This is a genomic window from Corynebacterium sp. KPL2680, assembly GCF_040225675.1.
In the GTDB taxonomy this organism is placed as follows: Bacteria; Actinomycetota; Actinomycetes; order Mycobacteriales; family Mycobacteriaceae; genus Corynebacterium; species Corynebacterium rhinophilum.
In genome coordinates this window covers 1-10,856 of sequence record NZ_JBEHFM010000035.1, presented here as the reverse complement: position 1 = coordinate 10,856, position 10,856 = coordinate 1, and the positions used below count along the sequence as shown (strand labels likewise).

At 56.6% G+C, this 10,856-nt stretch carries 11 protein-coding genes; all 11 read left to right on the top strand.

Annotated elements, in window-relative coordinates; translation table 11 throughout:
- Positions 1 to 390: 390 nt before the first annotated feature.
- Positions 391 to 1,053 carry a tetratricopeptide repeat protein gene (locus ABRP66_RS11150; RefSeq protein ID WP_023030791.1) on the top strand — a complete coding sequence of 221 codons (663 nt, stop codon included), beginning with the start codon at positions 391 to 393 and terminating at the stop codon, positions 1,051 to 1,053.
- Entirely contained in the window at positions 1,053 to 2,036 is a 984-nt protein-coding gene (locus ABRP66_RS11145; RefSeq protein ID WP_349838688.1) for an HAD-IIA family hydrolase, read from the top strand. Before ABRP66_RS11150 ends, ABRP66_RS11145 begins: the two co-directional genes overlap by 1 nt.
- 151 nt (positions 2,037 to 2,187) lie before the next feature.
- Positions 2,188 to 2,994 carry a TlyA family RNA methyltransferase gene (locus ABRP66_RS11140; protein ID WP_284852582.1) on the top strand — a complete coding sequence of 269 codons (807 nt, stop codon included), beginning with the start codon at positions 2,188 to 2,190 and terminating at the stop codon, positions 2,992 to 2,994.
- Positions 2,994 to 3,875 (top strand): NAD kinase, encoded by an 882-nt coding sequence (locus tag ABRP66_RS11135; protein ID WP_284852583.1) that lies wholly within the window; start codon positions 2,994 to 2,996, stop codon positions 3,873 to 3,875. Before ABRP66_RS11140 ends, ABRP66_RS11135 begins: the two co-directional genes overlap by 1 nt.
- A complete protein-coding gene (gene recN, locus ABRP66_RS11130; RefSeq protein WP_284852584.1) occupies positions 3,875 to 5,545 on the top strand; it encodes a DNA repair protein RecN in 1,671 nt (556 codons plus the stop codon). The genes ABRP66_RS11135 and recN overlap by 1 nt, the downstream gene beginning before the upstream one ends.
- 10 nt (positions 5,546 to 5,555) lie before the next feature.
- Complete coding sequence (gene steA, locus ABRP66_RS11125; RefSeq protein ID WP_296089806.1) at positions 5,556 to 6,716, top strand: putative cytokinetic ring protein SteA; 1,161 nt, start codon at positions 5,556 to 5,558, stop codon at positions 6,714 to 6,716.
- A gap of 15 nt (positions 6,717 to 6,731) precedes the next feature.
- Positions 6,732 to 7,640: a copper transporter gene (locus ABRP66_RS11120; RefSeq protein ID WP_284869199.1), complete on the top strand. Its 909-nt coding sequence runs from the start codon at positions 6,732 to 6,734 to the stop codon at positions 7,638 to 7,640.
- A 2-nt stretch (positions 7,641 to 7,642) separates the two neighbouring features.
- Positions 7,643 to 8,281: an NUDIX domain-containing protein gene (locus ABRP66_RS11115; RefSeq protein WP_284864657.1), complete on the top strand. Its 639-nt coding sequence runs from the start codon at positions 7,643 to 7,645 to the stop codon at positions 8,279 to 8,281.
- Positions 8,278 to 9,168 carry a site-specific tyrosine recombinase XerD gene (xerD, locus tag ABRP66_RS11110; RefSeq protein ID WP_005282823.1) on the top strand — a complete coding sequence of 297 codons (891 nt, stop codon included), beginning with the start codon at positions 8,278 to 8,280 and terminating at the stop codon, positions 9,166 to 9,168. Before ABRP66_RS11115 ends, xerD begins: the two co-directional genes overlap by 4 nt.
- Before the next feature lie 152 nt (positions 9,169 to 9,320).
- Positions 9,321 to 10,193, top strand: coding sequence for a ParA family protein (locus tag ABRP66_RS11105; protein ID WP_023022236.1), 873 nt, complete (start codon positions 9,321 to 9,323; stop codon positions 10,191 to 10,193).
- A gap of 6 nt (positions 10,194 to 10,199) precedes the next feature.
- Positions 10,200 to 10,856: segregation and condensation protein A (locus tag ABRP66_RS11100; RefSeq protein ID WP_349838687.1), on the top strand; the 657-nt coding region annotated here is incomplete at its 3' end.

The window sequence follows — 10,856 nt, the reverse complement described above, 5'->3', positions numbered from 1 at the left end:
CTCACAATGAACATCCTCTCCTACGGACACAAGATCCGTACTAATAGGGTGTCCACTACTCGAGGGTAACCGCAGAACCTATGATTCAGTACCGGAGTGGGGAATTGCGATGAAGTGCATCTAAACACGGACAAAGGTAAGGAAATTTCCAGATTCTTTGAATGTCGTTTAGCACTGTAGAATGGGTGCGGTATTTCTGTGCGAGTTCCAACCAAGAAAGGGTAGGACTGAATGTCGGAGCGCAACCAGCACGGCCGTAACGGCCGCGGACAAGACCGTCGGGGTCGAAATCCACGCAATTCGGGGGACCGTGTTTCTCGCGGAGGGGGAAAGAAGAAATCTTTCTCTCCACAGCGCTCTGGGTATAGGGAAGAGCGAATCAACCGGCGTATGACCGATCCGGATATTCCTGAAGAGGTTGATATCAATGACTTGGACCCATTGGTGCTCCAAGATTTGAAATCTCTCTCTAAAGAGAACTCGGAGGCCGTCGCCAAGCACATGATCATGGCGGCGACCTGGATGGACGATGATCCTAAATTGGCACTTCGACATGCGCGCGCGGCTAAGGACCGTGCGGGCCGCGTGGCTATCGCCAGAGAAGTTAATGGTATCGCTGCTTACCGTGCAGGCGAGTGGAAAGAGGCACTCGCCGAGCTCCGCGCTGCCCGCCGTATTTCTGGCGGTCCAGGAATGCTAGCGGTTATGGCTGATTGTGAACGAGGGCTGGGGCGGCCGGAAAAGGCATTGGAGTTAGGACGCAGCGAGGAGGCGAAAGAACTAGACAAAGAATCGGCTATTGAACTGGCGATCGTGCTGGCAGGTGCTCGCCTTGATCTCGATCAACCTGAATCAGCGGTGGTTACCATCCAGAGGGCACAACCTGACCGCAGCGATCGCGGAGTGAGTGCTTGTAGGTTGTCGTATGCCTATGCAAACGCTCTTCTCGCTGCGGGGCGCAGGGATGAAGCCCGCGAGTGGTTCGAGCACACTATCGCCATTGATGAGGGGGATTGGACCGATGCCGCAGACCGATTGGCGGAATGTAAATAATGAGTGTTTTGAGCAAACATGACGCCTTATTGCTGGACCTGGATGGAACCGTCTGGGAGGGCGGCCGTCCGCTAAGTAACGTAGTAGACGTTATTAATACGTGCGGCGTTCCCGCAGTATATGTAACAAATAATGCGTCGCGGAGCCCAGAAGCCGTCGCCACAATGCTGACGGATATCGGTTTGACTGCGGATTCTGGTGATATCGTCACCTCCGCCCAAGCGGTATTGCAGTTGGCCGCGGAGGAAATCCCGTCAGGTACGAAAGTACTAATCATTGGCGCGGATTCTTTCCGGGACTTGGCCAAAGAGATGGGCTTTTCCGTGGTCTCGAGTGCTGATGATAAACCAGCAGCCGTCCTGCAAGGATTTGATAAGTCCGTTGATTGGGAACAGTTGACGGAGGGGGCGCTGGCTATCCGGGCAGGCGCGAAGTTTTTCGCCTCAAATTTGGATACATCCCTTCCAATTGAGCGGGGGCTAGGCGTTGGCAATGGCTCCCTAGTTGCTGCCGTCCAGAAGGCGACGGGAGTAGAGCCCGTATCTGCCGGCAAACCTGAACCAGCGATGTTCTTCCTGGCAGCCAAAAAGGTCGGGTCGAAAAAGCCATTGGCGGTGGGCGACAGGCTAGATACGGATATCGTTGGGGGTAACGCCGCAGCGATGAATACCTTTCATGTCTTGACCGGTGTATCGGGCGAGCTGGAGCTTATCGAAGCCCCGGTGGAGGCACGGCCTAATTTTATTGGGGCAGGCATGCACGAGCTTTCATTGCCTATTTCGCAGGTGCGACCGGGACCGCAAGGAGATTTTACCGCGCGATGCGATGGGTATGATGTCCTATTGCAGGGGGGGAATGAATCCTCTACCTCGGTGCAAGCGCTGCGGACGGTCTTGGAAGTGGCGTGGTCGATGCCGGCACCACCTCGGTATATTCAGCCGCGTAGCGAATTTGCGGAAAAGGTTGTGTCGAAATGGCGGTAAAGCCACACGATTTTCGGGCCGTGAAAGAGCCTGAAGAGGTAAATTCGGAGATTTCGACAATTCTTGGCGAAGATGCGCCAACACTCGCAGAAGAAGTCGACCAACTGGACAGGGCGCATTCCGTATTGCGGAATGCTTTGCAGGAGAACTAATGCCACCACAACGCCGCAGGCTGGATGCAGAACTTGTGCGCCGAAAGATTGCGCGATCTCGTGAGCAAGCCCGCGAGATGATCAAGTCTGGCCGTGTGACCGTCGGCGGGTTTAAAGCAGAAAAGCCTGCAACAGTTGTGGATCCTGAAGTCTCCATCAAGGTCGAGGAGTCTGAGGAAGACAGGTGGGCGTCTCGCGGCGCGCATAAGCTTTTGGGCGCACTAGCCACATTCGACGTCGACATGGATGGCCGCATCTTAGATGCAGGGGCATCGACAGGAGGATTTACAGATGTGTGCTTGGCGTCTGGTGCGCGTGAGGTGCTATCCGTTGACGTCGGGTATGGGCAATTATTGTGGCGCCTGCAAAATGACGACCGCGTGACGGTTTTGGATAGGACCAATATCCGCACTATTAATCCGGAGATGACCAATGGCCTGTGCGATGGCATGGTCGGGGATTTATCTTTCATTTCCCTAAAACTGGTGCTGCCAGCAATTGTGGAGTGCATGAAGGACGGTGCGTGGCTGCTGCCGATGGTCAAGCCGCAGTTTGAGGTGGGCAAAGAGCGCATCGGCAGCGGCGGGGTGGTTCGTTCTCCGGAGATGCGCAAAGAGGCCACGCAGGACGTTGCTGAATTTGCCGTGTCTTTAGGCCTTAGCCTGCACGGTGTTGTGGCTTCACCGTTGCCGGGTCCGAGTGGAAATGTGGAATATTTCCTGTGGCTGAAAAAGGACGGTATGTCCACGGACGTGGCTACAATGAAACAGATGATTGATACTGCCGTTGAAAAAGGTCCGCAGTAATGCGAGAGATATTGTTGGTTCCACATGCCAATCGCGCAGAGAACCTGCAGGCTACCTCCCGTGCATCCGAGTTATTGGAGGAGGCAGGGATAACGGTTCGAGTTTGTGCGGACGAAACCGTCCTGCCAGGGCTACAGCACGTGCCGCATTCTGACGCTGCGGCGGAAGGATGTGAATTGGTTCTTGTTCTCGGCGGTGATGGCACCTTCCTGCGCGCGGCTGATATGGCACGCGCGGTTGATATTCCGGTCCTCGGAGTGAATCTAGGGCACGTAGGCTTCCTCGCGGAATGGGAAGTGGAGTCATTAGACCGTGCCGTCGCTCGCGTAATAGAGAAGAGCTACCGGGTGGAGGACAGGCTGACGGTGGATGTCTCTATTTCGGATGCTAACGGTCACCAACTGGCTAGCAGTTGGGCTTTGAATGAGGCCTCGGTAGAAAACCAGAACAGGTCGGGCGTGTTGGATGCGATTTTGGAGATCGACCGGCGCCCGGTCTCGTCGTTCGGTTGTGACGGCGTGCTGATTTCGACTCCTACGGGATCTACGGCGTATGCATTTTCTGCCGGCGGCCCAGTGCTGTGGCCATCGCTAGATGCAATCTTGGTCGTGCCGAATAATGCCCATGCACTCTTTACTAAACCTTTAGTGGTTTCTCCCAACTCTTTGGTGGCGGTGGAATCAACCATGCAAACCACACCGGCCGTAGTTATCTTGGATGGGTGCAGGGAACTTATTATGCCGCCGGGTGCCCGCGTTGAGGTGGTGCGCGGTAAGCGCCCCGTGCGCTGGGTGCGGTTGGATGATCAGCCCTTTACGGATCGATTGGTCTCTAAGCTGCGGTTGCCCGTGGAAGGCTGGCGTGGACCGAAGGAGAAATAGTGCTTGTCGATATTTCTATCAATGATTTAGGAGTCATTCGCCATAGCTCTGCGGAATTATCGGAGGGCCTGACCGTATTGACCGGTGAGACCGGCGCTGGCAAAACCATGGTGGTTACGGGGCTTCGATTGTTGGCCGGCGGGCGTGCCGATGCCTCTCGGGTGCGCGATGGCGCTAAAAAAGCGGCCGTGGAGGGCCATTTTAGTTCCGCGAAGGAGAGCATCAGCCAGCTGGTGGACTCGGTGGGCGGTGAGCCAGATGAAAATGGTGAATTTATTGTCTCGCGCACGGTTTCGGCTGCGGGGCGATCGCGGGCGTATTTGGGAGGGCGAGCCGTACCGGCCGCCACGTTGGGAGATTTCGCGCGGGAGATAATTACCGTGCATGGTCAGAATGACCAATTGCGCCTCTTGGCCCCAGAGGAGCAACTCGCGGCCGTGGACCGTGCAGACCCGCAACTGGCTGGCGTTCGGGAAGACTATGCTGAGGCCTTTAAAAAGTGGCGCAGCCTGGCCAAGGACTATCGTCGGCGCACCGAGTCTCGTAGGGAGCTTGCCCAGGAAGCTGACCGCCTGCAATATGCGCTAGAGGAAATCAACGGTGTGGCACCCGAGCCAGGGGAAGACGCAGAGCTAGTGCAGTTGGTGCAGCGCTTGCAAGACGTCGACGGGCTGCGCGAATCCGCACACACTGCCTTGGCGGCGATCGATGGAACGGAAGAGCTTGATGAGGCTGCTTCTTCGCTGCTAGGGCGCGCGGGATCAGCGTTGGTGGGATCCTCGGATAAAGAGCTGGCGGATTTGGGCGAGCGCATATCTGAAATCACCTCGCAGCTAGGCGATATTTCGGCTGAGCTCGGTGGATACCTCGCGGGGCTGCCGGCAGATCCGAATCTGCTGGAGAAGTCACTGCAACGCCAGCAGGACCTTCGAGCGTTGACTCGCAAATACGCCAGCGATATCGATGGTGTTTTGGCGTGGCGCGATGAGGCGGAGTCCAAATTGCAGTCGATGGATACCTCCACTGAAGTCCTTGAGGAACTTAAGGCGCAGGTCAAAGAGGCTGAGCAGGAGATGAAGCAGAAGGCGGCGGAGCTTACGAAAGGTCGCCGGAAAGCGGCGGAGGCACTGGGGAAGTTGGTGACTGAAGAGCTGCATGGATTGGCCATGCCCAATTCCACTTTGTCGGTTGAGCTTTCCGCGGCTAAGTATTCCAAGACGGGCGCTGATGCTGCGGAGCTGCAGCTCAATGGGAAGCCGTTGGCCACCGCGGCCTCCGGTGGCGAGTTGTCTCGCGTGATGCTTGCCCTTGAGGTTGTGCTCGCCAGCGAGGACGGTGCGACATTGGTCTTCGATGAGGTCGATGCTGGCGTGGGCGGGCGTGCGGCGGTAGAAATTGGGCGTCGGCTAGCGCGGCTAGCTGCGCATAATCAGGTTATCGTCGTGACGCACCTGCCGCAGGTAGCTGCGTATGCGGATGCGCATTTGCATGTCTCGAAGAACAAATTTACCTCGGGGGTAGCCGAGCTAACGGAGCAGGAGCGCGTGGAGGAATTGGCGCGCATGCTGGCTGGTTTGGATGACACGGAGACGGGGCGCGCGCATGCCCAAGAGCTTTTTGATCGCGCACAAAAAGAAGCTTCCGCGCGCCTTACCCAGCTGGCGGACTAAGCAAGGAACAATGGAGCCCATGGCTCTGTTTTCCCGTACCCCCGATCATCCTGGTGAGCATGCTGCATTGCGCGATTGCACCCCGGGAGCGAAAGGTCTTAAGAAGTTTTCTGCAGGCGACATCGCCGTTATTGATGCGGCGAATATTTCTCGCCCCGAGGCACAAACGCTTGTGGAATTACAGCCCTCCGCGGTGGTCAACGTCGCCAGGTTTTCTACTGGCTCCATTCCTAATTGCGGTCCGCACATGCTTCTCGATGCCGACATTGACCTTCTCGAAGGCCTCGGCGAGGAATTTATCTCCGAGTTTAAGGATGGCAAGAAGGCACATATTGGGGACGATGGAAAGGTCTACGTCGCGGATAAAGTAATCGGGACGGGGCAGAAGGTTTCCAGGGAGCGCGCAGACAAAAACTTCAAGGCGGCACAAAGCGCACTCATTGACCACATGGAGTCCTATTTCGCGAGCTCCATCGACTTCATTAACTCTGAGGGCCCCTTGCTTATCGATGGCCTCGGGGTCCCCGCATCCGGTGCCGAGATTGCTGGCCGGAAGGTCATCGTTTTATCTCCTACCGAAGACCACCGCTCCCAGCTAAAAGAATTGCGGAATTTCATTCGGGAGTATGAGCCGCTGCTCATTGCGGTTGATGAAGCCGCGGATTCTTTGCTGGAGCAGGGATATAAGCCTGACTTTATCATTGGTGATCCTGCCAAGGTAAGCGATGAGTCGCTGCGTTGCGGTGCGCGCATTGTGGTGCCCGCGGATCCAGAAGGCAGCGTGGAGAGCATTGACCGCATCCAAGAATTGGGCATCGGAGCCATGACGTTTCCGGCGGCTTCGGAATCGGCCACGGATTTAGCGCTGCTCTTTGCGGATTACCACGGTGCGGGCCTTATCGTGCAGGCAGGTGGTGGTTTTGACCTCGATGATGTTTTTGCCAACCGCGTGGCTCCGTCTGCTGTACTGTCTCGGCTGAAGGGCGGAACCAAGGTGGTCGATGCTGAGGCAGTAATCAACCTGTATTCCGCTCCGTCCTCGCACCTTGGTTGGCTATGGGCCCTTTTGAGCATTTTGGTGGCGATTGCAGCGATCATCTTGATCGTGGGCTTCGGCGGGAGCCAGGATTTCTTGAGTAATTTAAGCCAGACGTGGTCGAGCCTATTCTAAGCGGGGGGTAAAAATATGGCGAAAGCGCAACTAATTACGGGCCTCGGACTTGGGGCGGCGGTTGGAGTGGCCCTTGGTGCCTTGGTGATCGCGCCCAACCTGACCACCAGCGTGGCCGACGATGACCCGATCCGTGCAGAACACCGCAAGGTGGTGCAAGAAAATAAGATCTTGCAGAATCAAAACGAGGCGAGTGATGACATCGTCAGTGATGTAGCCCCAGATTTGGTCTCCGGTACATTATCGCAGCGGCCAGTGCTGGTTATTTCCACCGATGATGCAAATAGCAATGAACTTTCTGAAATCACGAAACTCTTAGAAGCCTCCGGAGCCACCGCTGCAGGAGAAATCAAGCTAAGTAAAGACTTCCTGCGGGGGGAAAGCAAAGACGATATCGTAAAAATCCTTAAAGAAAAGGCCCCGAAAAAAGCTGATCTTAAGGGACTCGATAAAACCGTGGGAAGCTACGGCGGCGAGGTTTTGGGGGCGGCCTTATCCATGGATCCAGAAAGCACGGATCCAATCGCAAGCGTAAAGGAACGATCTGAGCTGCTGCGTGCCCTGCGCGATGAGGATTTTATTGATTATAAGGACGGGACCATCCTTCCCGCCCAGTCCATCATCATTGTTTCCGGCAGTGGGGTGCGAGGATACTATTCGGACACCTTGGCTGAGTTAGCCACCGCTTTGGATGAGGTCAATGGCAGCGTGGTGCTTAGCGCACGGAGCAAGCAGACCCAAGATGATAAGACAGTGGAGCAGTTGCGCACCAAAGACGTGGATCTTTCTACCGTAGATGGTATTGAGCGTGCGGTAGAGCGCATTGCCGTGATTTCCGCTGCCGAAGAACAGCTTAATGGGGGCAGGGGAGACTACGGTTCAGCAGAAAGCGCGGATTCCGCCCTACCTGAAGAGGAGAAATAACAGTGGCCCACGATTTTCAGGTCTTGGATTCAGAGTTAATTTTCGATGCCCCTATCGTGGCCGTACGCCGCGATACCTTGTCCATGCCGGGAGGGAACACCGCGGATAGGGAGATCATCGAGCACTTGGGCGCCGTCGCGGTAGTGGCCTTGGATGAGGATCGGCGCATCGCGATGGTGCATCAGTACCGGCATAGCGTCGGCAAGCGGCTGTGGGAACTGCCGGCAGGATTGCTCGATGTAAAGGGCGAGGATGAGCTTTCCGGCGCGCAGCGCGAGTTGCAGGAGGAAGCGGGCCTTGCCGCGAAGGATTGGGAAGTTCTCACGGATATGGTGACCTCACCGGGGTTTTGTGAGGAAGCCGTGCGGATTTTCCTTGCTCGCGACCTTAGCGAGGTACCGGCGCTGCAGGATACCGGCGATGAAGAAGCCGATATGGATTTTTCCTGGGTTGATCTAGACCAGGCGGTTGACAAGGTGCTGGGCGGCGAGATCGTTAATTCCGTTGCGTGCGCGGGTATTTTATCTGCATATGCCACGGTCATTGGTGGAAAGCCGACGCGTTCGGTGGATGCGCCGTTCGATTTGCGCCCAACCCATATGGCTGCTCGACGCAGCGGACCGGATCTGAAAAAGCAGTGACTGCTGCAGAGGACATCGCTCAGACCTGGTTGAATCACCTCGCCGTCGAACGCGGCGTTTCAGCAAATACCCTGAGCAATTACCGGCGGGATATTCGCCGGTACGTGGATTGGCTGGCGGACAATGGGGTCCAGGACCTACGGCAGGTAACCCGGCCGATGGTGGAGGCCTATTTGAAGGACCTGCGCGAAAAGATGGCGGTATCTTCTGCCAACCGTGCCCTCATTGTGGCGCGCGGGTTGCACAAATTCGCCGTTGCGGAAGGGGAAGTCGATAGCGATGTTGCCGCCGAGGTGAGCCCGCCTTCCACGGGGCAACACCTGCCGGAGACCTTGAGCGTGGACGAGGTGTCACGCCTCATCGAATCGACGCCGACGGAAACGCCGGTTGACCTTCGCGATAGGGCGCTACTAGAAGTGCTTTATGGCACTGGGGCGCGCATCTCTGAGGTAATCTCGCTCAACGTCGATGACGTAGCTACTGCCGATGACGTCTTAATGCTGCATGGCAAGGGTGATAAGGAGCGGCTTGTACCCCTCGGCTCGCATGCTCGCCAGGCCATCGATGCCTACTTGGTGCGCGCTCGGCCCGTGCTGGGAAAGGGCAAAACCGCTGCGCTGTTTTTGAATACGCGCGGCGGTGCGCTATCGCGGCAAAGCGCCTGGTCAATTATTAAAACCGCGGCGCAGCGCAGCCAGTTGGATAAATCCATTTCCCCGCACACGCTGCGCCATTCCTTTGCCACGCATTTGCTCGAAGGCGGTGCCGATGTGCGCACCGTGCAGGAGCTTTTAGGACATTCCTCCGTGACTACCACGCAGATCTATACCCACGTTACCGCTGATTCCTTGCGGGAGGTGTGGCGGACAGCGCATCCGCGGGCGTAGCTTTCAGTACTTAAGTCAAAGTTAGAGGCTTGATATTTGCAAAGTCTCGGTAGTCATAAAGGGGAGCGGGTACGCTATAGTTACAACGTTGTAAGCAACCCTATGCCAAATGTCATGGTCCATGACTTGGCGTCAAGGAAGAAGGTTTGACTGTGAGCGAAGAGGGTCTCTTTTCAGCCTCTGATGTAGAGACGGGGCTAACTGGCCGCCCTGTCCGCGAGCTGCCGGAACCCGCCCCCTTGGAAAAACATGGGCCCGCCACCATCATCTCGATGTGTAACCAAAAGGGCGGCGTGGGCAAGACCACGTCCACCATCAATATGGGGGCCTGCCTCGCAGAGTATGGACGCAAGGTCCTACTGGTTGATTTGGACCCGCAAGGCGCCCTTTCGGCTGGGCTGGGATTAAACCATGACGACATCGAGGACTCGATTTATGACGTAATGCTGGATAGCCATACCTCTATCCACTCCGCCATTCACCACACCAGCGTGTCCGGCATGGATCTGGTTCCGGCGAATATTGACCTTTCCGCAGCAGAGATTCAGATGGTCAATGAAGTAGGCCGCGAGCATACCTTGGCGCGCGCCCTGCGTCCGGTGCGCCGGGATTATGACTTCATCATCATTGACTGCCAGCCTTCCTTGGGTCTGCTTACGGTCAACGCCCTAGCTTGTTCCCAGGGCGTCATCATCCCCATGGAATGCGAGTTCTTCTCGCTACGCGGGCTTGCCTTGCTCACGGACACGGTGGAAAAGGTCTCTGACCGCATCAACTTCGATCTGGAAGTCATGGGCATTCTGGTCACCATGTTTGATCGGCGCACCAAGCATGCCCGAGAGGTAATGTCCCGCGTGGTGGAATACTTTGGGGATCAAGTATTCGATACCGTCATTACCCGTACCGTGCGCTTCCCAGAAACCTCCGTGGCCGGCGAGCCCATCACCTCGTGGGCGCCCAATTCACAGGCCGCGCAGCAATACCGCGATCTGGCGAAGGAAGTCATCGAGCGCTCGACCGTCTAAGCTACCGTGACGCAACCAGAGATTACGGGATTCCGTATTGCCCTGCGGAATTTCGAGGGGCCATTTGATCTGCTTTTGCAGCTCATACAGGCCAAGAAGATGGATATCACGGATGTGGCCTTGTCTGAGGTGACCGATGAATTTATGGGGTACACGCGGCAGTTGGGCGAGAACGCGGATCTGGATGAAACGACTGATTTCTTGGTCGTGGCGGCAACGCTGTTGGATTTAAAGGCCGTACGGCTATTGCCGCGGGGCGAGGTCGATGATCTAGAGGACCTGGAGTTGCTGGAGTCGCGTGACCTGCTCTTTGCCCGGCTTTTGCAGTACAAGGCCTATAAACAGGCGGCGGATCAATTTGCCCGCTGGCAGCGAGAGGCGCAGCGCAGTTATCCGCGCGCGGTCAGCATCGAGGAGCAATTTGCAGAGCTTTTACCTCCCGTAACCCTGGGCCATACTCCAGCGAGCTTTGCGGAAATGGCGGCGGGCGTCTTTCGCCCCAAGCCGCCGGAAGAAGTGGCAACGGGCCATATTCATGGCGTCGCCGTCTCCGTGCCCGAGCAGGCTGGAAAGATCCTCGAAACGCTCAAACTCATGGGTGCCGGGCAGTGGACAAGTTTTTCCTCCCTTACCCGGGATTGCACCACAACCATGCATATCGTC

What these genes read in the sequence shown, in the direction of transcription:
- ABRP66_RS11150 (WP_023030791.1), top strand. Translation starts at nt 391, where the DNA reads ATGACCGATCCGGATATTCCTGAAGAGGTTGATATCAATGACTTGGAC.
- ABRP66_RS11145 (WP_349838688.1), top strand. Translation starts at nt 1,053, where the DNA reads ATGAGTGTTTTGAGCAAACATGACGCCTTATTGCTGGACCTGGATGGA.
- ABRP66_RS11140 (WP_284852582.1), top strand. Translation starts at nt 2,188, where the DNA reads ATGCCACCACAACGCCGCAGGCTGGATGCAGAACTTGTGCGCCGAAAG.
- ABRP66_RS11135 (WP_284852583.1), top strand. Translation starts at nt 2,994, where the DNA reads ATGCGAGAGATATTGTTGGTTCCACATGCCAATCGCGCAGAGAACCTG.
- steA (WP_296089806.1), top strand. Translation starts at nt 5,556, where the DNA reads ATGGAGCCCATGGCTCTGTTTTCCCGTACCCCCGATCATCCTGGTGAG.
- ABRP66_RS11120 (WP_284869199.1), top strand. Translation starts at nt 6,732, where the DNA reads ATGGCGAAAGCGCAACTAATTACGGGCCTCGGACTTGGGGCGGCGGTT.